The sequence below is a fragment of the Donghicola sp. genome, from assembly GCF_025210255.1.
In the GTDB taxonomy this organism is placed as follows: Bacteria; Pseudomonadota; Alphaproteobacteria; order Rhodobacterales; family Rhodobacteraceae; genus Donghicola; species Donghicola eburneus.
This window is the reverse complement of the sequence record NZ_JAOARZ010000011.1, coordinates 1-20,762: the sequence shown is the minus strand read 5'-3', so window position 1 is coordinate 20,762 and position 20,762 is coordinate 1. Positions and strand designations below refer to the sequence as shown.

Below are 20,762 nucleotides of genomic sequence, written 5' to 3'. Positions count from 1 at the left end.
GGCTTGTGTTTTTCCCGAACTCGTGTATATGAGCGCTTCCTTCGCAAATTTCGTGAACCGCGTGACCTCTCGTGGGTGGGGCGAAGGAGTAACCCGCCCTATGAAGCTCGCTGAAAATGACTGGAGATAACACATGGCTCTCTATGAGCATGTATTTATCGCGCGTCAGGACTTGTCCGGCGCACAGGCCGAAGGCCTGATCGAACACTTCTCGACCGTTCTGTCCGACAATGGTGGTGCCATCGTAGCCAGTGAATACTGGGGCGTCAAAACCATGGCGTACAAGATCAACAAGAACCGCAAAGGCCACTACGCTTTCCTGCGCACCAATGCCCCCTCGGCAGCGGTTCAGGAAATGGAACGCCTGATGCGCCTGCATGACGACGTCATGCGCGTCATGACCATCAAGGTCGACGAGCACGCCGAAGGTCCGTCGATCCAGATGCAAAAGCGCGAAGAGCGCGGTGATCGCGGTGACCGCCGCGAGCGTCGCTAAGCGGATTAGGAAAGGGATCTAAACCATGGCTACCAAACCGTTTTTCCGCCGTCGCAAAGTGTGCCCCTTCTCGGGCGACAACGCACCCAAGATCGATTACAAAGACACCCGTCTTCTGCAGCGCTACATCTCTGAGCGCGGCAAAATCGTTCCCTCGCGCATCACTGCCGTTTCGGCAAAGAAGCAGCGTGAACTGGCTCGTGCTATCAAGCGCGCCCGCTTCCTCGCTCTGCTGCCCTACGCTGTGAAATAAGGAGACACTGATATGCAAGTTATCCTTCTCGAGCGCGTGGCCAAGCTTGGCCAGATGGGCGAAGTCGTCGACGTCAAGCCCGGCTATGCCCGCAACTACCTGCTGCCCCAGCAGAAGGCCATGACCGCATCGAAAGCAAACATCGCTGCTTTCGAAGAGCGTAAAGCCCAGCTGGAAGCAAACAACCTCGAAACCAAAAAAGAAGCAGAATCTCTTGCTGAAAAGCTGGATGGCCAGCAGTTCATCGTGATTCGCGCCGCGTCGGACGCGGGTGCTCTCTACGGTTCGGTCACCACCCGTGACGCCGCAGACGCAGCCACCGAAGCTGGTTTCACCGTTGACCGCAAGCAGGTCGTTCTGTCGGCACCGATCAAGTACCTTGGTCTGCACGACGTACACGTTGTCCTGCACCCCGAAGTCGAAGCAACCATTCAGCTGAACGTCGCTCGTTCGAACGAAGAAGCTGAACTGCAGGCATCGGGCAAGTCGATCCAAGAACTGGCAGCCGAAGAAGAAGCAGCCGCGGACTTTGAAGTCTCGCAGCTGTTCGACGACCTCGGTTCGGCAGCTTCGGACGACGAAGAAGAGACAGCTTCGGAATAAGGCCTCGCGCCTATTCCAAATCCCGAAGCGACGCCGCGCAGCCCACCTGCGCGGCGTTTTTTATTGGACGGCCAGCACGGATACATCCGCCCAACCATAGGCAACCGACGTCAAGACAGCCCCATCGCGGGTTTCTTCGGTCTCGCCGCAAATCTCCCCACCCATACGCTCGTAGAACCCTCTTGCCGGCGCGTTTTCTCGTAATGCCCACAACGCAGCGCCCTGAACTCCCGCAGCCACCAACGACTCGGCACACCAACGCATCAAGAGCCGCCCTGCGCCCTGCCCTTGGTTCGCACGCCGCACGTACACAGCTGTGATCTCTCCGCCAAAGCCTTGCGCTTTCAAAGCCTCGTCCCGCTGCGCGCAGTATCCCGCAAATCCAACGGCCTCTCCGTCCAACTCCAACACGGCACACTGGCCAAAAGCTCCCGCTTCAAAGGCCGCAAAAACACCGCGCCACATGTCCGCGCGGTCCGCGACAGTCATCTGATCCAGCAAATAATCCGGCAGCAAACTCCGATAGGTCTCGTTCCAGCAGGCCACGTGAATTTCAGCAATCCGCTCGGCATCCTCAATTGACGCCATACGCACATCAAACTGCGCCATCCCCGCCTCTTTCTGCTTTGTAAAAATACTCAAATCAAACCATCGGCCAAATGCACACCAATGCCCCAAAAGAAAAGGCCGCCCCAACTGGGACGGCCCGAAATCCTGTCAAAGGAACCGCAGTTTATGCGATTTCTTCTTCCAGCGCGTCGACAGCTTCTTTCAGCTCGTCTTTGCTGATCTCTTTCTCGGTGACTTCGGCCTGATCGACGATGTGGTCGACAACCTTGTCTTCAAAGATCGGCGCACGTAGCTGCTGCTGCATCTGCGGGTTCTGCTGGATGAATTCAAAGAACTGACGCTCTTGACCGGGGTACTGACGCGCCTGCGCCATAACCGCCTGGGTCATTTCCTGATCAGTTACTTCGACTTCTGCTTTGTTGCCGATTTCGGCCAGCAGCAGACCCAGACGCACGCGGCGCTCGGCCAGCTTGGTGTGCTCTTCGGTGGTCTCGATCTCGCCGTGATCGTGGCCCTGAACCTCGGGGTTCTCTTCGTGCCACAGCTGGTGCGCGATCTGCTTGGCTTCTGCTTCAACAAGGCTCGGGGGCAGGTCGAACGAGACCAGACCGTCCAGAGCGTCCAGCAGCTTGCGCTTGGTGACCTGACGCGCGGTGTTCGCGTAGTCGGCTTCCAGACGCTCACGGATCTGGGTCTTCAGACCTTCCAGATCTTCGGCACCGTACTTCTTGGCCAGCTCATCGTCGATCTCAGCAGCCTTGGGCGCTTTGACTTCTTTGATCTTGCACTCGAAGACAGCTTCTTTGCCAGCCAGGTGCTCTGCGCCGTATTCTTCGGGGAAGGAGACGGTGACGTCTTTTTCTTCGCCGGCTTTCACGCCAACCAGCTGCTCTTCGAAGCCGGGGATGAAGCTGTTCGAGCCCAGAACCAGCGGGTAGTCTTCTGCTGCGCCGCCCTCAAAGGCTTCGCCGTCAACTTTACCCAAGAAGTCGAATACGATCTGGTCGCCGTCCTCTGCCGCTGCGCCTTCTTCGCGCGCGTCAAAGTCCTGTGCGTTCTTCGCCAAGCTTTCCAGAGTCTCGTTGACCTGCTCGTCGTCCGCTTTGACAACCAGCTTCTCGAGCTTAACGCCCGACAGGTCGACTTCGGGAATCTCGGGCAGCTTTTCGTAGGTCATTTCGACCGCAACGTCGTCGCCTTCTTTCCAGTCGTCATTGGTCATTTTGACCTCGGGCTGGGCTGCGGGACGGTCGCCCGACTTTTCGAAGTGCTCGTTCATCGCGCCGTCGATGGCTTCCTGCATCGCTTCGCCCAGAACGCGCTGGCCGAACTGCTTTTTCAGCAGAGCCATCGGGACTTTACCTTTGCGGAAGCCCTTCATTTCGATCTCAGGCTGCGCCTCGGTCAGCTTTTCGTTGACCTTGGCTTCCAGCTCGGCTGCGGTGACGGTGATCGCATAACCGCGCTTCAGACCTTCGTTCAGCGTCTCGGTGACCTGCATACGTTTCCCCATAGAAATTAGGGCGGGCCACGCCCGCCGGATCGGTTTGGCGCGTTCTAAGGCGGACAAACGATGCGCGCAAGGCGTATTTGTCAGCGGAACCATCCGACTCGGCGCGATTGTGGGCTTATTCCGGCGTTTGCGGCGCCTCTACCTCTGGCGCGGGTGGGTTCTTGATCGTGATCTCGCGCTGCGGGAACGGAATTTCGATGCCATGCTCACGAAAGCGCTTCCAGATCTGCAAGAGCACTTCGCTGGTGATATTCGCTACCCCGCCCTCTGGGTCGGAAATCCAGAACCGCAGTTCCAGATCGACACTGGAATCGCCGAACCCTTTGATCAGGCAAATCGGCGCAGGCAGCTTCAGCACACGCGGACAGGCTTGCGCCCCTTCGATCGCGAGGGCCATCGCCTTTTCTAAATCGGTGGAATACGCAACGCCAATCGGGACGGCCCTGCGCACGCGCTTGTCCGAAAAAGACCAGTTGGTCACAGGATTAGAGATCAGGATTTCATTGGGGATCAGAGTTTCTGTCCCCGACCGCGTCCGAACAGACACGTAGCGCCCCGCCAGCGCTTTGACCACGCCATAGGTGGGCCCCTCGCCGGTTTGAATCTCGATCACATCCCCCGGTTTGATCGATCTGTCTGCAAGCATGGTAAAACCAGCGACAAAGTTTGCCACCGTCCGCTGCATGCCCAGACCAACCCCCAGACCCAGCGCACCGGAAAATACAGCAAAGGCCGTCAGGTCAATCCCGACCACCTGCATCCCGACCAGCACCGCCACGACCATCAGAACGATGCCCAGAACCTTGGACAGAAGCACCTGCGCTGTGGGGGAAAGTGTCGTCGCCGCCTCGAGCCGCCGCGCAATGAAGCCAGACGAATGATAGGCCACCCACAAGAGCATGGAGCTGACAATCAGGCCCTGAATGGCCGTCCACAGCGAAATGTTCAGCTGGTTGGACGAAAACTTTATCGAATCGAGCCATAGGATCGTCGGGTCCAGCAGCCCCACCGCATTCAGCGCCGCCACAGCCCAGATGGTCCAACTGACCAGATTGGCAAAGGAGTTTGAGGGCAGCAGCGTTGTCAGAATGCGGATAATGATCCACGCGTTGATCAGGCTTGCGAACAGCCGGACCATCGTTATCGGCTGGCCAAAAGCACTCAACGCCCCCATCGCAATCCACAGCCCGATCACCCATCCGATCGGCAGGCTAATCGCCCCAGCCGTTGCCAAAGCGCGGCGGGTCAGGCGGCCCTCGGTCGTTTCTGCGACAGTTTTGATCACGCGCCGCACCAAACGGTGCAGCACCAGCGCCACGAACAAAGCTACGAAGATTGCGATGAACTGGATGGGCGTGAACAACTGAATCCCAAAGGTCCACAAATAGTCCAAGAGCCCTGTCACAGCCTCGGTCAGGGGCGTGACATATTTGGTCTCCAGCTCTTCCATCCTGCGCGCTCCTCTGTCGTTCTTGCCGCAGGACCAGTGTAACGGGTTCGAGACACGGTTGGTCAAATGAAACCGATGTGTAGAGAAGCCCACACTGTAATCAGCTGATTTTTAGAAAGTATTCTCAGTGGTGCGGGTGGAGGGACTTGAACCCCCACGCCTCGCGGCGCCAGAACCTAAATCTGGTGCGTCTACCAATTTCGCCACACCCGCATCCGAGGACTGCTCTCTAGCAAAGCGTTTCAGCGGTGGCGAGAGGCAAAATGAATTTTTTTCACCGCGCCTTAATTTCGCCCCGTTTGGACGTTTTCTTAAGACATGTCGCGGAAGGTATCTCCGTGGTGAGATACGAGGTGGATATGTTTCCGACGACGCAAAGCGCACTGATCGCAGATGATATGGCCAATGTGAGCTTGGGCATTACCTCGGGCACTCAGGTTCTGACCGCGATGGGTGCCGTCGCCGTCGAAGCCCTGAGCGAAGGAGCAAGGATCATCACCCGTGACGCGGGCATGTCTGTGCTGCGCCGAATCGAGAAATTTGAAAGCGATTGTGATGTCGTCCGCATTCGCGCCGGAAGTCTGGGTCACGACCGCCCCGAACACGACACCGACCTGCCCGCAAACCAGAAAATCCTGATTCGAGACTGGCGCGCTCAGGCGTTGACTGGTCAGAAGCAGGCATTGATGCGCGTAGGCCGTCTGGAAGATGGTGAATTCCTGAAGTCCCTACCGGTCGCCAAACGTGTGTTCTATCGCCTGCGCTTCGACACTGATCACATCATCTATGCAGACGGGCTGGAACTGTACTGCCCCGTTCTGTGATCACTAGCGGCGAGCGCCCTTAGAACCCGCACTCCCTAAAGACATTTGGCAACTGCTCCGGCAAATCCTCTGCGATGAGGCCCGGCCCAAAGCTTCGCGCGGCCTGCGCATGAAGCCAAACTGCGGCGGCGGCCAGATCGATCATAGCACTGGTTGCAGCCATCAGATGCGCGGTGAGCCCCGCAATTATCCCCGCCAGCACATCACCTGCCCCCGCTGTTCCCAGCCACGGGACTGCCCGATGATAAAGAGCAGAATGGATGGCACTGGCCCCGCGCTGATCCGCCAAAACGGTCGCTTCGCCCTTGAGCAAGACCGTCGCCCCGAGTCGCTCTGCCGCGAGTTTCGTCGCTTCGACTTTCCCCAGCCCCTGTTTGGACGGATCCGGGATCCGCACCTTTTCCGCGAGATCGGGAAAGAGACGCGCAAACTCGCCTTCGTGCGGGGTGATCACCACGTTTTCATGACACGCCTCGAACAAGACCTCTGGTGCATCGGCAAAACTGCTGAGCGCATCGGCGTCCAAAACAGCGCGCCGCCCGTCCGAGGCCGTCGCCTGTAGTACCGCGAGCACTCTGTCGCGCGTTTCTATCCCGACACCAAGGCCCGGCCCCAGACAGACCGAAGACAAGCGCGTGTCTTCTAATGCCTGCGACACGTCTTTGGCGCTGGAAATCTCGGTCAACATAATGGCGTTCAGCTGCGCTGCATTCTCCGCCAGTGCCTCTGACGGCACCCCTAACGTGACCAAGCCAGCGCCCGCGCGCAGCGCCGCCCGCGCGGCCATTCGGCCCGCGCCACCTTTGCCAACACCGCCCGCCAGAATCAGAGCGTGACCGCGCGTATACTTGTGTCCCCCACGGCCCAAACCCGTGACCTCTTTGAGCCAGGTTTCCGGCGCCAAAGGCGGGATAGAATGCGTCACGCCATCCGGAGGTATGACCGCATCCGCAGGCTCGGCGTCCAAACCGATATCCACAACGGCGACGGGATGACGCCCCAACTGTGCCAAACAATGCCCCAATTTCGGAGCGTGAAAGGTGACGCATAGATCTGTCCGCTCGGCGATCTTCCGCGGGTCAGTGTCGCCCTTGATGCGACTCGGATCGTCAGACAAAAGCGTCGCGCCCGTGTCCACATCCACGCCGGACGGGCAATCCACGGCGATGCAGATCACCTTTTTGTCACCAGATGCCCGATCACACACCGCATGGAAGGACAGCGCGCACTCTATCGGAATGGGACGGCTGATCCCGATCCCGAACATGGCATCGAACAATAATGTCGGGCGCTCACCCTGCCCTGCGCTCTGAGGCGTCATCGAATGTATCGGACCCAAAGCAGCCCATGCATCATGCATCTGCCGCGCATCGTCAGAGAGCTTCTCGGCCTTGCCCCAAAAGAAAACCTCGACCTGCCAGCCGCGCTCAAACAACCCACGGGCGATCACGAAACCATCGCCGCCATTGTTGCCCGGCCCGCACAGCACAACTGCGTGAGCTTTGCATTTATCCAAGTCCGGAAATTCGCGGAAAGTCTCGTCCAGAACGCCTTGGCCAGCGCGCTCCATCAACCCAAGGCCAGTGACCTCGCCAGCCTGCATCACCCTTTTTTCTTTGGCGCGCATTTGTGCAGAGGTCAGAATTTCGCCCATCAATTCACCTAAAAGTTTTCAAACTGCACAAAATACAGTCAGCTTGCACATTTTTTACACCCGCCTATAAATTCGGCTGCAACGCGCTTGGCTAGAGTAATCTATCCGATTGTGGAGCGGAAACAGAAATGATCTGAAGTGACGCAACCCGACACGAGGAGGCCGGCTATGAAAAAAATCGAAGCGATCATCAAACCCTTCAAGCTCGACGAAGTGAAAGAAGCTCTGCAAGAGGTTGGTGTCCAGGGCCTCTCGGTGATCGAGGTCAAAGGGTTTGGCCGTCAGAAAGGCCACACAGAACTCTACCGCGGCGCAGAGTATGTCGTGGACTTCCTGCCCAAAGTGAAGATCGAAGTTGTCCTGCCCGCCGATCAGGTGGACGCAGCCATCGAAGCGATCATCAATGCTGCCAAGACCGACAAAATCGGTGACGGCAAAATCTTCGTCAGCCCCGTTGAGCATGCAATCCGTATCCGGACCGGCGAAACGAACCAGGACGCGCTGTAATTTCAGCCGCCTTGTAAAACTATCCACTACTTTAGAGAGGAACAGGGAACATGAGCAAAGATGCAGTTCTCAAGCTGATCGCAGATGAAGACATCCAGTATGTCGACATCCGCTTCACCGACCCGCGCGGCAAACTGCAGCACGTGACTGTTGTTTCGGACCTGGTCGATGAGGATTTCCTAGAAGAAGGCTTCATGTTCGACGGCTCGTCGATCGCAGGCTGGAAGTCGATCGAAGCATCGGACATGAAACTGATGCCCGACACCGATTCGGTCTACATCGACCCCTTCTACGCAGAGAAGACCATCGCGATCCATTGCTCGATCGTTGAGCCCGACACCGGCGAAGCCTACGACCGTGACCCCCGTGGTACCGCTCAGAAGGCAGAAGCCTACCTGAAGTCTTCGGGCATCGGTGACGTGTCGTACTTCGGCCCCGAAGCTGAATTCTTCCTGTTCGACGACGTGCGCTACTCGGTTGCACCGAACAAAGTGTCCTACCAGATCGATGCGGAAACCGCAGCCTGGAACACCGACGCAGAGTTCGAGACCGGCAACCTGTCGCACCGCGCCGACTACAAAGGCGGCTACTTCCCCGTAAACCCCGTGGACGACGCGCAGGACATCCGTTCTGAAATGCTGTCGACCATGAAGGCAATCGGCATGAAGGTGGACAAGCACCACCACGAAGTTGCGACCAGCCAGCACGAACTGGGTCTGATCTTCGGAACGCTGACCGAGCAGGCCGATAACCTGCAGAAGTACAAGTACATCATCCACAACGTCGCGCACGCCTACGGCAAGACCGCAACCTTCATGCCCAAGCCCATGGCTGGTGACAACGGTTCCGGTATGCACGTGAACATGTCGATCTGGAAAGACGGCAAGCCCCTGTTCGCTGGCGACAAATACGCTGACCTGTCGGACGAAGCGCTGTACTTCATCGGTGGTATCCTGAAGCACGCGAAAGCTCTGAACGCCTTCACCAACCCTGCAACCAACTCGTACAAGCGTCTGGTTCCCGGTTTCGAAGCTCCCGTTCTGCGCGCGTACTCGGCACGCAACCGCTCGGGTTGTGTTCGTATTCCGTGGACCGAATCGCCCAAGGCGAAGCGCGTCGAAGCACGTTTCCCCGATCCCGCGGCGAACCCCTACCTGTGCTTTGCAGCTCTGCTGATGGCTGGCCTCGACGGCATCAAGAACAAGATCCATCCTGGCGAAGCGTCGGACAAGAACCTGTACGACCTGCCCGCAGAAGAACTGGCCGGCATCCCCACCGTTTGTGGCTCGCTGCGCGAAGCTCTGGACGAACTGGCAGCCGACATGGACTTCCTGCTGGCCGGTGACGTGTTCACCAAAGGTCAGATCGAAGGCTACATCGACCTGAAGATGGAAGAAGTGTACGCCTACGAGCACACTCCCCACCCGATGGAATACAAAATGTACTACAGCTGCTAATTCCCCTCTTGGGTTTAGCATCGAGGGCGCCCCGCAACGGGCGCCCTTTTTCTATGCCTGCTGACCGGGGCTTTACTTGGTGGTTGGGACGAATGGGTCTACCCTTTGCGGGATTTTAGACACACAGGTTTTACGATGCGACTTTCACTCTCTGCGGCCTTGGCCGCGATCGGGATTTTGGCTGGCTCTGCCGTCAGTGCAGCGTGCGGCAACACGTCGGCAGGCTTTGAACAGCGGAAGGCATCCTTTGCCCAAACAGCGAAGCGGGCCGGTGTCGGCCAACGCGGGTTGCAGGCTCTGGCGTCGGCGCGGTACTCGAACGGAACCATCGCCGCAGACCGTAATCAAAAGAGCTTCAAATACAGCCTAGAGAAGTTCATGCAGGTGCGCGGCAGCGCCACGATCATCGCGCAAGGACGCAAACGTCTGGCCCGTGACGCGAAATTCTACAGCGCTCTGGAAGAGATCTATGGCGTTCCCGCAGGCGTGATCATCGCGATCCACGGGATGGAGACCGCGTTCGGGGGCTTCATGGGCGACACCCCTGTCGTTTCGGCGATCACCACGTTGGCCTATGACTGCCGCCGTAGCGATTTCTTCATCCCTCACGCCATCGGGGCGCTTCAACTGGTCGATATTGGGTCCATCACCGCAGCGACCCAAGGCGCGAAACACGGCGAGCTTGGCCATACCCAGTTCCTGCCCGGAAACGCCTTGCGCTATGGTGTGGATATTGATCGGAACGGGCGCGTGGACTTCTACAACCAGTCAGACGCGCTGGCCTCGACCGCGAACTTCCTTGCCTCCAAGGGCTGGCGGCGCGGTGCGGGCTTTCAGCAGGGTCAACCCAACTTCGCAGTGATCAAAGAATGGAACGCCGCCACGGTCTATCAACAGGCCATCGCGATCATGGGCGCAGAGATTATGCGCTAGCGGCATTCGGATTGCGGGTCACAAAGGTGTGGATCGAAAACACCACGGCTCGCGTTTCCGGTAGTCGCATGATCACCTGACGCTCAGAGCGAAAGAACGGCGCATCAGGCCCGTAGGACCGGCGCGGGTCCTTCTCTGACTTGGGTTGGTGCAAATTCGCGTAGCCGTGCCAGAGCTCATTGGCCCGCCAGATTGGACGCCCCGGTTGCACGCCATCGAACAGACGCTGCACCCGCTTACCAATATTCTCGTCATACTCAGGGATCGGCACATGGATCGCCATCAGGGGCCGACCCGCCTTTTCCGAGAGAGTCCAGCTGGACGGAAAGCACAGGATTGCGCCGGTTAGACAATGCTCTGACGCACCTTCTGGCTTTTGCAGAATGCAGTAGTCGGCCTGACCAAGCCGGCCCGCAGTCACCAAAGGTTGGTCCCAATCAATCGGAATCTGCACACCATCGGGCCGGATAACATGCGTATCCAAAACCACAAAATCCCGAAAAGACGAAAGCTTACTTAGCAAAGTTAATAGAAACTCTCGGCCTGCTTCCAGCGCACCATCTTCTAGATAATGCACATCGCCAAGGCGCTCGGCGATCAACTGGTCGCGATAGGCCATTTGCGCCCCATAGCATTCATCGACCCAGAGCCAGTCATTCTCTGGCACGGGCTGGATGCCGGGCAGACCCTTGCGAATGTCATAGGGAATCGCGCTGTGTAAAATCTCTGTGCTCATGCCTCGGACGCTAGCTTAGCTTGCCACTCCATTCATCCGTTTTGATGCCGTTCGATCACCCTTGCGATAGTCTTGTGTCATTCCCCTTGCCCATTGCCCTAAATTGACACAGCTACAGGGAAACATCTGGGGAAAATGAATGCCTACCGAACGCGTCACCTTCGCCGGACCCGGGGGACACACCTTGGCCGCGCGACTGGAGCAACCGGGCGGACCCGTGCTGGCCACAGCCGTGTTTGCCCACTGCTTTACCTGTACCAAGGACAGCCTTGCCGCCACGCGCATCTCGCGCCGTTTGGCCGCTGCGGGGATTGCCGTCCTTCGGTTTGACTTCTCTGGCGTGGGCCAGTCCGAGGGCGCCTTCGAAGAGACCACCTTTTCCAGCAACATCGATGATCTGGTCGCAGCCAACGAATATATGGCAGATCGGGGCATGACCCCCAGCCTCTTGGTCGGTCACTCTCTGGGGGGCACCGCCGTTCTGGCCGCCGCCCACCGGCTGCCCCACATTCGGGCGATTGCCACAATCGGAGCGCCTGCCAGTCCTCTGTCCGTGACGCGCCAGTTCGAAGACGCGCTGCCTGAAATCCGCGAAAACGGCGAGGCCGAGGTTCTCATCGGTGACCACGCGATTCGTATCGGCGCAGATTTCGTGCGCGACGTGGAATCCACCACCCTGAAGGACAAGATCAGCGACTTGGACAAAGCCCTGCTGGTCCTCCATGCACCATTGGACGAAGTGGTCCCCTTGTCCAACGCGACCGAGATTTTCAAATACGCCCGCCATCCCAAGAGCTACGTGACCCTCGACACGGCAGACCACCTGCTAACTGACCCGCGCGATGCAGAGTATGCGGCGGGGATGATCACCGCTTGGGCGGAACGTTATCTGGACCTGCGGCCCCCTGCGCCGCCGATTGGCGCCCCCGAAGGCATCATTCGCGTGTCCGAGGCCGATCCCAGCGGCTTCCTGAACGACGTGCAGGCCGGCCCCCGTCACCACGTTCTGGCCGACGAGCCAGAGGCTTATGGCGGCACGGACCAAGGCATGTCGCCCTATGGGTTCCTCTCGGCGGGTCTGGGGGCGTGTACCTCCATGACTATTCGCATGTACGCGCGGCGCAAGAACTGGCCCCTGCGGCACATCCGCGTCGATGTGCGCCACGACAAGGTACACGCCCAAGATGCCTCGATGCCGACCATGCCGCACAAGGGCGTGGACCGCTTTATCCGCGAGATTACGCTGCTTGGCGATCTGACCGACGAACAGCGCGACCGCCTGCTGCAAATCGCGGACAAATGCCCCGTGCATGACACCTTGAAGCAGACCTCGGTCGTGGAAACGCATCTGTTGGAAAAATAGCGGGAAACGCAGGCTATCTTGTTCATTTGCGCGCATCCGTCTATGACGCGCGCAACTGTCAACGACAAAGCAAAGGGCCTGCCGATGATCCCCCGCTATTCCCGCCCCGAGATGACCCAGATCTGGGAACCCGCCACCAAGTTCAAAATCTGGTACGAGATCGAGGCGCACGCCTGTGACGCACAGGCCGAGCTGGGTGTGATCCCGCAGGAAAACGCCGACGCCGTCTGGAAAGCCAAAGACGTCGAGTTCGACGTGGCCCGCATCGACGAGATCGAAGCCGTCACCAAGCACGACGTCATCGCGTTCCTGACCCACCTTGCTGAACACGTTGGCTCCGAAGAGGCCCGCTTTGTCCACCAGGGCATGACCTCGTCCGACGTTCTGGACACCTGCCTGAACGTGCAGCTGGTCCGCGCAAGCGACATCCTGATCAAAGACATGGAAGGCCTGCTGGCCGCCCTGAAAAAGCGCGCGATGGAGCACAAAAACACCGTGCGCGTCGGCCGCAGCCACGGCATCCACGCAGAGCCTACCACCATGGGTCTGACCTTTGCCCGCTTCTACGCGGAAATGGACCGCAACCTGAGCCGCCTGAAAGCCGCCCGCGAAGAAATCGCAACCGGTGCGATCAGTGGCGCGGTTGGCACCTTTGCCAACATCGACCCCCGCGTCGAAGAGCACGTCTGTGAAAAGCTGGGCCTGAAGCCCGAGCCCATCAGCACGCAGGTGATCCCCCGTGACCGTCACGCGATGTTCTTTGCCGTGCTGGGTGTGATCGCGTCCTCGATCGAAAACGTCGCGATCGAAATCCGTCACATGCAGCGCACCGAAGTGCTGGAAGGCGCAGAATTCTTCTCGATGGGCCAGAAGGGCTCGTCGGCGATGCCCCACAAGAAGAACCCCGTTCTGACCGAAAACCTGACCGGTTTGGCCCGTCTGGTCCGTATGTCGGTCATCCCCGCAATGGAAAACGTTGCTCTGTGGCACGAGCGTGACATTTCGCACAGCTCGGTCGAGCGCGCGATTGGCCCCGATGCGACCATCACTCTGGACTTCGCGATTGCCCGTCTGACCGGCGTGATCGACAAGATGCTCGTGTTCCCCCAGAACATGCTGGACAACATGAACAAGTTCCCCGGTCTGGTCATGTCCCAGCGCGTTCTGCTGGCCCTGACCCAAGCGGGCGTGTCGCGCGAAGACGCATATTCCATGGTCCAGCGCAACGCCTTGAAAGTCTGGGAAGACCGCGTCGATTTCCGTGAACTTCTGCTGGCTGACGAAGAAGTCGTCGCCGCACTGGGTGTGGATGGCATCAACGCCAAGTTCGACATGGACTACCACACCAAGCACGTGGACGCGATCTTCAAGCGCGTATTCGGCGAAAGCTAAGCCTTTTACATCGCTGAAAATTCTGATCCGTCGCAGCCTGTCTGCGGCGGATTTTTTAATGACTGGTAAATTAAAACTTTCTGCATGTGCAAAAACGGCCTTGCTGAGACGCGAGCGACAGCGTTATCCTTTTGTATAGAAACTTATAACCTTTCGTGACGATTTCAGCCGATTGTTTCTGGCGGGGTCGCAGCTGGAGTTACCGGCATGGGCTATAGAATTCATATTACGGGGGCCGCTGGCTCTGGCGTTTCGACCCTAGGGCGCCGCCTGTCCAAGGTCCTGAATCTTCCGCTTCTGGACACTGACGACTATTATTGGAAGCCGACACAGGTCCCCTACACCGAAAAGCGCACCGTCCCCGAACGATTGGATCTGATGCACAAGGCACAGCCGCGCAACGGCTGGATTGTTGCCGGATCGCTCATGGGCTGGGGCGAAGAACTGGTCGAAGACGCGGACCTGATCATTTTCATCTACACGCCCCATGACCTGCGGATGCAGCGCCTGCGCGCCCGCGAAGCACGGCGGTACGGGGACAGGATCACCGAAACCGGCGATATGTATCTGGTGCACGAATGCTTTATGGGATGGGCCAGCCGGTATGACGACCCCCAATTTAAAGGACGCAGCCTGGCCTGCCACAACAAGTGGCTCGACAAGATGGGCTTGCCCGTGCTGCGTTTGGACGGCCAACGGGGCGTCTCGCACATGACACGGCGCACCATGGCCGCTTTGGTTCCCCCGATCCGCATTCCCCAGTATCCTCACCTGAGCCAAAATCTGCACTAACCTGCGGAAGGTAAAGCTTTCTTCATTCCTGCGAGTCTAGGGTGCTTCTGCCGTATAGAGGACCCCATGACCAGTCAGCCCCTTGCCCGGATCACCGCTGTTCAACGCCCCGTTGCTGCTCCGTTGCAGCGGCGGCACAAGGCCGCGATCATCGTGCGCTTTCTGCTGTCAGAAGGCGCGGACATCCCCCTGACCGACCTGCCCGAAGACTTGCAGCAATCCTTGACCCAAGCGATGGGCCAACTGCGCTACATTGATCGCGACACACTCTCTGATGTGCTGGGAGAGTTCGCGTCAGAGCTAGAGCAGATCGGGTTGGCCTTTCCCGATGGGCTGGCGGGTGCACTCGAAACGCTGGATGGCAAGCTGAGTCCCGAAACTGCCGCGCGCCTGCGCCGCGAGGCTGGGGTCCGGCAAAAGGGCGATGCGTGGGCGCGGCTATCTGCTTTGGACGCCGATGTGCTGATGGGTTTCTTTGAACGCGAAAGCCTAGAGGTGTCTGCCGTCCTGCTGTCAAAACTGCCGACCGACAAAGCTGCAGGCATTCTGGCCCGCATGCCGGGCGATCAGGCCCGGCGCGTGGCCTTTGCCGTGTCGCGCACCGAACAGGTGACCCCGGAGGCGGTCTACCGGATCGGCGTTTCGCTCGCGACTCAGATCGATCAGGCCCCGCCCAAAGAGTTCGCCAAGCCCCCTGCCAAACGGCTGGGAGAGATTTTGGATGTCTCGACCGCAAACACACGCGATTCGGTTCTGACAGGGATAGAAGAGGACGACGCAGAGTTCGCACGGGCCCTGCGCGGCGTGATTCTTACCTTTGCCGACCTGCAATACCGCCTGAAACCCATCGACGCGCCCGCCGTCGTTCGCACCATCGGGGACGATGATATGGCGCTGATTATCTCTGGTGCGACCGAAGAGAACGATATCAGTTCTTGGAAGTTCATGCTGGCGAACATGTCAAAACGCCTATCTGATCAGCTGCGAAGTCAAGCGCGTGAACGCACGACCCCCGACACCGAAGAGGTCGAGACCGCAATGGCCCGCGTGGTCAAGGTCATCCGGCGGATGCAGGCGGAAAACGGGCTGGAACTGCTCCCGATCCCTGACGTCAAAGAGTAAGGAATCCGCCCCAAGCTTGTGATCAGCGCCCGTGCGGCTTATGTCTGCACTCGCAGACACAAAGCAGCATCCAGACGACATGAGCACACAGCAGACAGACGCCGCACCTTCCGGTTCTTGGGGCGACTGGGCCGAGGACCGCGCCCTGCGCGGGATCATCCGCACCGCTTTGGCGCTGCCTTATCAACGGCGCGTGGCACTGCTGGGTTGGCTCATGCGCAAGGTCATTGCCCCGCGCGTGGGCTACCGCAAGCGGGCGCTGGACCATCTGGCATACATCTGGCCCGACATGCCGGAAGCAGAGCGCAACCGGATCGCGGACGGGGTATGCGATAATTTTGGCCGCGTTTTCATCGAGAATTATTCGGTCGGCGATCTGCTGAAACGCGCCGAGACGACCACGCTCTCTGGCCCCGGACTAGAGGCGATCGCAGAGGCCCGCGCAGAGAACCGTCCTGTCCTGTTCGTGACTGGCCATTTCGGAAATTTCGAAGCCCCTCGCGCCGCGCTCGTGCGCCAAGGCTACCAAATCGGCGGCCTGTATCGCCCCATCGCGAACCCCTATTTCAACGAACACTATGCGCAGAATATGCACGACCTGAGCGGTCCGGTGTTTGAACAAGGGCGCCGTGGGACCATGGGACTGGTCAAACATCTAAAACAAGGCGGCATGGCCGTTTTGCTGTTCGATATCTACGACAGTGGCGGCGTTCCAATTGATTTCATGGGAAAACCTGCTCCGACGCTGACATCTGCGGCAGAGATCGCACGCAAAACAGGGGCGCTCTTGGTGCCATTTTTTGGGGTACGTCAGCCAGATGGCCTTACGTTCAGCGCAGAGTTTGATGCGCCGTTAACCCATGACGATCCCGTTGAACAAACCCGCGCGATGACAGCCGCCCTAGAGCAGCGTATTCATCGTCATCCAGAGCAGTGGTTCTGGGTTCATCGCCGGTGGAAGCCGCGGCGTCAGCGCAAGCGGGCCGCAGCGACAACTTCGCCCTGATTGGCTTTTTGCAGGATGACGGCATGCTCATCCTCTTCGGGCGTGGTGTTAACGGCGGCGGTGAATTCACCCGTCCCGTCCCACTCACCCACATGTTGCCATCCGCTGACAACATTCACGTAAGTGACCTCTTTGCCCGCATTCTCGCCGCGTTTGATCTTGACGGTTTCCTCGGGCAGATAGGTCACGAATTGCACCGCATAAGGCGCTCCGGCAGGATCGATCGCCATGGCCTGAATACGCAGGGTTGAGCCATCCAACCTGACCGACAGCGATGTTGCCCCGCGCGTGTCTTTGGCCAAATTCAAAGCATCCGCCACGTCCATGGGCCGATTGCCGACCACATGCGCACCGCCGTTGATCACCATCTGCGGGGTGTAGATCATCCGTTCGCCCATATTCCGGGCGTAAACCTTTTGCCGCTCGGTGAACGCAGGATTGGCAAAGGTGTCAGCCCAGCCGATGTAATCCCAGTAATCCACGTGCAGCGACAAGGGCAAGATATCGTCCCGCGAGGACAGTTTTTCCAGCACCCGATCCGCAGAGGGACAAGACGAACAGCCTTGGGAGGTGTAAAGTTCCACCACCACAGGAGAGGTTGAAGACTGCGCCGCAGCCATCGACCCGATCCCGGCAAACACCAAAGCTGTTAGAATTCGTCTCATCCTTACTCCGCACCGTTTTTTTTGTTGCTTCGGATGTAAGCAAAAACTTCTGCGAAGACCAATCAACGAAATGCGATGTGTCTGGGAACTGACAGCATCGTGAAAGGGTTACATCTTGGACGGCAAGCTGTGTCGCGCGGGATGATCTCTTGATCCTGAGCGCAGCATGACCACATAATTTTTTGCGATACCCCTCATGATTGAAAGGGAGGCCCATTTCATGCCCATTACAGTCGGAACAGACAGCGTCAAAGCACGCCGTACTCTGTCGGTCGGCGACCAGACCGTTTCCTATTATTCCATTCAAGCCGCGACCGATGCCGGTCTTGGCGATTTTTCCAAACTTCCCGCATCGCTGAAAGTGGTTCTTGAGAACCTGCTGCGCTACGAGGATGACGGCTTTTCCGTCTCGACCGACGACATCAAGGCATTTGGCGAATGGGCCACCGCAGGCGGCAAGAACCCCCGCGAGATTGCCTACCGCCCTGCCCGGGTTCTGATGCAGGACTTTACCGGCGTTCCCGCGGTCGTCGATCTGGCCGCGTTGCGCGACGGAATCAAAGCGCTCGGCGGTGATGCGCAGAAGATTAACCCTCTGAACCCCGTGGATCTGGTCATCGACCACTCGGTCATGATCGACGAATTCGGCAACCCGCGCGCGTTCCAGATGAATGTGGATCGCGAATACGAACGGAACCTTGAACGCTATCAGTTCCTGAAATGGGGTCAGACCGCGTTTGAAAACTTCCGCGTGGTCCCTCCGGGAACGGGTATTTGTCACCAGGTGAACCTCGAATATCTGGCGCAGACCGTCTGGACCGATGTGGACCAGAACGGCGAGACTGTGGCCTATCCTGACACTCTGGTCGGCACTGACAGCCACACCACCATGGTGAACGGCGCGGCCGTTCTGGGTTGGGGCGTCGGCGGGATCGAGGCTGAGGCCGCCATGCTGGGTCAGCCGATCTCCATGCTGATCCCCGAAGTTGTTGGTTTCAAACTCACCGGCGAAATGGTCGAAGGCACCACCGGCACCGACCTTGTTCTCAAGGTCGTCGAAATGCTGCGCGAACACGGCGTGGTCAGCAAATTCGTTGAATTCTACGGCGAAGGTCTGGACAACCTGCCGCTGGCGCAGCGTGCGACCATCGCAAACATGGCGCCTGAATACGGCGCGACCTGTGGCTTCTTCCCCATCGACGCGGAAACCCTGCGCTATATGGAGCAGACGGGCCGCGACAAGGACCGGATCGCACTGGTCGAAGCCTACGCCAAGGAAAACGGCTTCTGGCGCGATGCGGACTACGCGCCTGTCTACACCTCGACCCTCGAGCTGGACATGGGCACCATCGTGCCTGCGATCTCGGGCCCCAAACGCCCGCAGGACTACATCGCCCTGACCGAAGCCGGCACCGAGTTCGGCAAGTTCGTCCAAGGCATCCGCGAAGGCAAAGACGCCAGCGGCAAGGAAGAAGTGCGCTGGGAAGGTGAAGGCGGCGCGCCTGAACCCCACGACATCCCTGGTGACGAAGGGCACCACAAAAAGGGTTGGTACAAGACCGACGACGGCGCCTATCAGCTGCACGACGGCTCGATCGTGATCGCGTCGATCACATCCTGCACCAACACCTCGAACCCCTATGTGATGATCGGCGCTGGTCTGGTGGCCCGCAAAGCCCGCGAACTGGGCCTGAACCGCAAACCTTGGGTCAAAACGTCTCTGGCGCCGGGCTCGCAGGTTGTGTCCGAGTATCTAGAGGCCGCCGGTCTGCAAGAGGATTTGGATGCCATCGGGTTCAACCTTGTGGGCTACGGCTGCACGACCTGTATCGGTAACTCGGGCCCGCTGGATGCACCGATTTCCAAGGCGATCAACGATTACGACCTGATCGCGACCTCGGTCTTGTCGGGCAACCGCAACTTCGAAGGCCGCATCTCGCCTGACGTGCGTGCGAACTATCTGGCCTCGCCGCCGCTGGTCGTCGCCTATGCGCTGGTCGGCGACATGAACGTCAACATCGCAACTGACGTGATCGGCACCGACAAGGACGGCAACGATGTCTACCTCAAGGACATTTGGCCCTCGAACGCGGAAATCGCGGAACTGGTAGAAAAGACCGTGACCCGCGAAAGCTTCCAGTCTAAATATGCGGACGTCTTCAAAGGCGATGATAAATGGCAGGGTGTCGAGGTGTCGGGCGGCGAAACCTATGACTGGCCCGCAAGCTCGACCTACATCCAGAACCCGCCTTACTTCCAAGGCATGTCGCCTGAGAAGGGCTCGATCACCAATATCGAGGGTGCACGCGTTCTGGCGATCCTTGGCGATATGGTGACCACCGACCACATCTCTCCGGCCGGTTCGTTCAAGGACACCACGCCCGCAGGCAAATACCTGCTGGACCATCAGGTGCCGGTGCGCGAATTCAACAGCTATGGCTCGCGCCGCGGCAACCACGAGGTCATGATGCGCGGCACATTTGCCAACATCCGCATCAAGAACGAGATGCTGGACGGCGTCGAGGGCGGCTATACCAAAGGCCCTGATGGCGAACAGACCACGATCTACGAGGCGTCCATGGCCTATCAGGACCAAGGCACCCCGCTGGTGATCTTTGGCGGTGAACAGTACGGCGCAGGCTCCTCGCGTGACTGGGCTGCCAAAGGCACCGCGCTCCTCGGCGTCAAAGCCGTGATCGCCGAGAATTTTGAGCGTATCCACCGCTCGAACCTTGTGGGCATGGGCGTGATACCCTTCGAGTTCACAGGTGGTGACACCCGCAAGACGCTGGAGCTGAAGGGCGACGAAACCGTCAGCATCGAAGGTCTAGATGACGTGAAGCCTTTGGCCGAAGTGCCTTGCCACATCACCTATGGCGACGGATCGACCAAGACGATCACACTGAAGTGCCGCATCGATACGGCCCCTGAAAAGGAATACGTCGAGAACGGTGGCGTACTCCATTCCGTGCTGCGCAACCTTGCCAAACAAGCCTAAGGGGCGATCAACATTGTGATGAAAGGGGCGTCTTCGGGCGCCCTTTTTGCGTGCAAAATAGGCATTAGGCGCAAACCTTTTCCGAAGTGCGGTTAATTTCGCACCCCACACTAAAGGACGTCAAAACCGGTCGTTGGAGCGGGTAACACCATTCACCCTAGGACACCACGCTATGAACATGATGACGTCGCTCGACTTGGCGCCTCACCTCTCTGCCGCGCCACAAAAGGTCTCGATGGACGAAGTCTCGCAAAAGACGCTGGACCTTGCCCGCAACGCCGAAAAGAGTAAGCGCCGCGCCATCACCCTCGTAGATGTTGTTTTCAGTTTCTTCGAGAAGGAGCCGTCCAGATAAGGAGGGTTCTTATGGATGATACGGTACAAAATTACGTAACTTGTCACAGTGCCGAAGCAGGATACGGCGGTCG

20 protein-coding genes and 1 tRNA gene are annotated in these 20,762 nt (G+C 58.7%); 14 read left to right on the top strand and 7 right to left on the bottom strand.

Annotated features, from left to right (window positions below):
* Positions 1–133: 133 nt before the first annotated feature.
* From rpsF to rplI, 3 genes are read left to right on the top strand one after another with little or no spacing between them, the layout of a single operon-like run.
* Complete coding sequence (gene rpsF / locus N4A58_RS02665) at positions 134–496, top strand: 30S ribosomal protein S6 (protein ID WP_072706594.1); 363 nt, start codon at positions 134–136, stop codon at positions 494–496.
* Positions 497–521: 25 nt separating this feature from the next.
* A complete protein-coding gene (gene rpsR, locus N4A58_RS02660; protein WP_013961325.1) occupies positions 522–749 on the top strand; it encodes a 30S ribosomal protein S18 in 228 nt (75 codons plus the stop codon).
* 12 nt (positions 750–761) lie between these two features.
* Complete coding sequence (gene rplI / locus N4A58_RS02655; protein ID WP_293707540.1) at positions 762–1,352, top strand: 50S ribosomal protein L9; 591 nt, start codon at positions 762–764, stop codon at positions 1,350–1,352.
* A gap of 60 nt (positions 1,353–1,412) precedes the next feature.
* On the opposite strand, the gene N4A58_RS02650 is transcribed toward rplI, so the two are convergent.
* From N4A58_RS02650 to N4A58_RS02635, 4 genes are all read right to left on the bottom strand, one after another.
* A complete protein-coding gene (locus N4A58_RS02650) occupies positions 1,413–1,961 on the bottom strand; it encodes a GNAT family N-acetyltransferase (protein WP_293707537.1) in 549 nt (182 codons plus the stop codon).
* Positions 1,962–2,085: 124 nt separating this feature from the next.
* On the bottom strand, positions 2,086–3,423 hold the full coding sequence (gene tig, locus N4A58_RS02645; RefSeq protein WP_293707535.1) for a trigger factor: 1,338 nt from the start codon (positions 3,421–3,423) through the stop codon (positions 2,086–2,088).
* A 127-nt stretch (positions 3,424–3,550) separates the two neighbouring features.
* Positions 3,551–4,885 carry a mechanosensitive ion channel domain-containing protein gene (locus N4A58_RS02640; RefSeq protein ID WP_293707532.1) on the bottom strand — a complete coding sequence of 445 codons (1,335 nt, stop codon included), beginning with the start codon at positions 4,883–4,885 and terminating at the stop codon, positions 3,551–3,553.
* Between the two features lie 128 nt (positions 4,886–5,013).
* A tRNA-Leu gene (locus tag N4A58_RS02635) sits at positions 5,014–5,098 on the bottom strand.
* Positions 5,099–5,244: 146 nt separating this feature from the next.
* Between N4A58_RS02635 and N4A58_RS02630 the strand changes: the two genes are divergently transcribed.
* Positions 5,245–5,709 (top strand): Hint domain-containing protein, encoded by a 465-nt coding sequence (locus N4A58_RS02630; protein ID WP_293707530.1) that lies wholly within the window; start codon positions 5,245–5,247, stop codon positions 5,707–5,709.
* Positions 5,710–5,728: 19 nt separating this feature from the next.
* Here the strand turns inward: N4A58_RS02630 and N4A58_RS02625 are convergent, their stop codons facing one another.
* Positions 5,729–7,363: an NAD(P)H-hydrate dehydratase gene (locus N4A58_RS02625; protein ID WP_293707528.1), complete on the bottom strand. Its 1,635-nt coding sequence runs from the start codon at positions 7,361–7,363 to the stop codon at positions 5,729–5,731.
* A 168-nt stretch (positions 7,364–7,531) separates the two neighbouring features.
* On the opposite strand from N4A58_RS02625, the gene N4A58_RS02620 reads away from it, so the two are divergent.
* From N4A58_RS02620 to N4A58_RS02610, 3 genes are all read left to right on the top strand, one after another.
* A complete protein-coding gene (locus N4A58_RS02620; RefSeq protein ID WP_072706600.1) occupies positions 7,532–7,870 on the top strand; it encodes a P-II family nitrogen regulator in 339 nt (112 codons plus the stop codon).
* A 50-nt stretch (positions 7,871–7,920) separates the two neighbouring features.
* A complete protein-coding gene (glnA, locus tag N4A58_RS02615) occupies positions 7,921–9,327 on the top strand; it encodes a type I glutamate--ammonia ligase (protein ID WP_293707523.1) in 1,407 nt (468 codons plus the stop codon).
* A gap of 135 nt (positions 9,328–9,462) precedes the next feature.
* Entirely contained in the window at positions 9,463–10,260 is a 798-nt protein-coding gene (locus N4A58_RS02610; protein WP_293707520.1) for a lytic transglycosylase domain-containing protein, read from the top strand.
* Here the strand turns inward: N4A58_RS02610 and N4A58_RS02605 are convergent.
* Positions 10,250–10,996 (bottom strand): DUF3445 domain-containing protein, encoded by a 747-nt coding sequence (locus tag N4A58_RS02605; protein ID WP_293707518.1) that lies wholly within the window; start codon positions 10,994–10,996, stop codon positions 10,250–10,252. The two genes, N4A58_RS02610 and N4A58_RS02605, sit on opposite strands and share 11 nt — an antisense overlap.
* 139 nt (positions 10,997–11,135) lie before the next feature.
* Here N4A58_RS02605 and N4A58_RS02600 point away from each other — a divergent pair, with 139 nt between their 5' ends.
* The 5 genes from N4A58_RS02600 to N4A58_RS02580 all read left to right on the top strand — a co-directional run bounded on the left by N4A58_RS02600 (position 11,136) and on the right by N4A58_RS02580 (position 16,671).
* Positions 11,136–12,359, top strand: a complete 1,224-nt coding sequence (locus N4A58_RS02600; RefSeq protein ID WP_293707515.1) for a bifunctional alpha/beta hydrolase/OsmC family protein — start codon at positions 11,136–11,138, stop codon at positions 12,357–12,359.
* 84 nt (positions 12,360–12,443) lie between these two features.
* Positions 12,444–13,751: an adenylosuccinate lyase gene (gene purB, locus N4A58_RS02595; protein ID WP_293707906.1), complete on the top strand. Its 1,308-nt coding sequence runs from the start codon at positions 12,444–12,446 to the stop codon at positions 13,749–13,751.
* A gap of 207 nt (positions 13,752–13,958) precedes the next feature.
* A complete protein-coding gene (locus N4A58_RS02590) occupies positions 13,959–14,543 on the top strand; it encodes an adenylate kinase (protein ID WP_293707513.1) in 585 nt (194 codons plus the stop codon).
* Positions 14,544–14,609: 66 nt separating this feature from the next.
* Positions 14,610–15,665 (top strand): FliG C-terminal domain-containing protein, encoded by a 1,056-nt coding sequence (locus tag N4A58_RS02585; protein ID WP_293707512.1) that lies wholly within the window; start codon positions 14,610–14,612, stop codon positions 15,663–15,665.
* Positions 15,666–15,744: 79 nt separating this feature from the next.
* On the top strand, positions 15,745–16,671 hold the full coding sequence (locus tag N4A58_RS02580) for a lysophospholipid acyltransferase family protein (protein WP_293707511.1): 927 nt from the start codon (positions 15,745–15,747) through the stop codon (positions 16,669–16,671).
* Here the strand turns inward: N4A58_RS02580 and N4A58_RS02575 are convergent.
* The gene (locus N4A58_RS02575; RefSeq protein ID WP_293707510.1) at positions 16,635–17,336 is read right to left on the bottom strand and encodes a thioredoxin family protein; all 702 of its coding nucleotides are present in this window, start codon (positions 17,334–17,336) and stop codon (positions 16,635–16,637) included. The two genes, N4A58_RS02580 and N4A58_RS02575, sit on opposite strands and share 37 nt — an antisense overlap.
* Before the next feature lie 220 nt (positions 17,337–17,556).
* Between N4A58_RS02575 and acnA the strand changes: the two genes are divergently transcribed.
* Positions 17,557–20,334: an aconitate hydratase AcnA gene (gene acnA / locus N4A58_RS02570; protein ID WP_293707509.1), complete on the top strand. Its 2,778-nt coding sequence runs from the start codon at positions 17,557–17,559 to the stop codon at positions 20,332–20,334.
* 172 nt (positions 20,335–20,506) lie between these two features.
* Positions 20,507–20,689: a hypothetical protein gene (locus N4A58_RS02565; protein WP_293707507.1), complete on the top strand. Its 183-nt coding sequence runs from the start codon at positions 20,507–20,509 to the stop codon at positions 20,687–20,689.
* The last annotated feature ends 73 nt before the right edge of the window (positions 20,690–20,762 follow it).

Coding starts and splice junctions, on each gene's coding strand:
- rpsF (WP_072706594.1), top strand. CDS start 134: ATGGCTCTCTATGAGCATGTATTTATCGCGCGTCAGGACTTGTCCGGC.
- rpsR (WP_013961325.1), top strand. CDS start 522: ATGGCTACCAAACCGTTTTTCCGCCGTCGCAAAGTGTGCCCCTTCTCG.
- rplI (WP_293707540.1), top strand. CDS start 762: ATGCAAGTTATCCTTCTCGAGCGCGTGGCCAAGCTTGGCCAGATGGGC.
- N4A58_RS02650 (WP_293707537.1), bottom strand. CDS start 1,961: ATGGCGCAGTTTGATGTGCGTATGGCGTCAATTGAGGATGCCGAGCGG.
- tig (WP_293707535.1), bottom strand. CDS start 3,423: ATGCAGGTCACCGAGACGCTGAACGAAGGTCTGAAGCGCGGTTATGCG.
- N4A58_RS02640 (WP_293707532.1), bottom strand. CDS start 4,885: ATGGAAGAGCTGGAGACCAAATATGTCACGCCCCTGACCGAGGCTGTG.
- N4A58_RS02630 (WP_293707530.1), top strand. CDS start 5,245: ATGTTTCCGACGACGCAAAGCGCACTGATCGCAGATGATATGGCCAAT.
- N4A58_RS02625 (WP_293707528.1), bottom strand. CDS start 7,363: ATGGGCGAAATTCTGACCTCTGCACAAATGCGCGCCAAAGAAAAAAGG.
- N4A58_RS02620 (WP_072706600.1), top strand. CDS start 7,532: ATGAAAAAAATCGAAGCGATCATCAAACCCTTCAAGCTCGACGAAGTG.
- glnA (WP_293707523.1), top strand. CDS start 7,921: ATGAGCAAAGATGCAGTTCTCAAGCTGATCGCAGATGAAGACATCCAG.
- N4A58_RS02610 (WP_293707520.1), top strand. CDS start 9,463: ATGCGACTTTCACTCTCTGCGGCCTTGGCCGCGATCGGGATTTTGGCT.
- N4A58_RS02605 (WP_293707518.1), bottom strand. CDS start 10,996: ATGAGCACAGAGATTTTACACAGCGCGATTCCCTATGACATTCGCAAG.
- N4A58_RS02600 (WP_293707515.1), top strand. CDS start 11,136: ATGCCTACCGAACGCGTCACCTTCGCCGGACCCGGGGGACACACCTTG.
- purB (WP_293707906.1), top strand. CDS start 12,444: ATGATCCCCCGCTATTCCCGCCCCGAGATGACCCAGATCTGGGAACCC.
- N4A58_RS02590 (WP_293707513.1), top strand. CDS start 13,959: ATGGGCTATAGAATTCATATTACGGGGGCCGCTGGCTCTGGCGTTTCG.
- N4A58_RS02585 (WP_293707512.1), top strand. CDS start 14,610: ATGACCAGTCAGCCCCTTGCCCGGATCACCGCTGTTCAACGCCCCGTT.
- N4A58_RS02580 (WP_293707511.1), top strand. CDS start 15,745: ATGAGCACACAGCAGACAGACGCCGCACCTTCCGGTTCTTGGGGCGAC.
- N4A58_RS02575 (WP_293707510.1), bottom strand. CDS start 17,336: ATGAGACGAATTCTAACAGCTTTGGTGTTTGCCGGGATCGGGTCGATG.
- acnA (WP_293707509.1), top strand. CDS start 17,557: ATGCCCATTACAGTCGGAACAGACAGCGTCAAAGCACGCCGTACTCTG.
- N4A58_RS02565 (WP_293707507.1), top strand. CDS start 20,507: ATGAACATGATGACGTCGCTCGACTTGGCGCCTCACCTCTCTGCCGCG.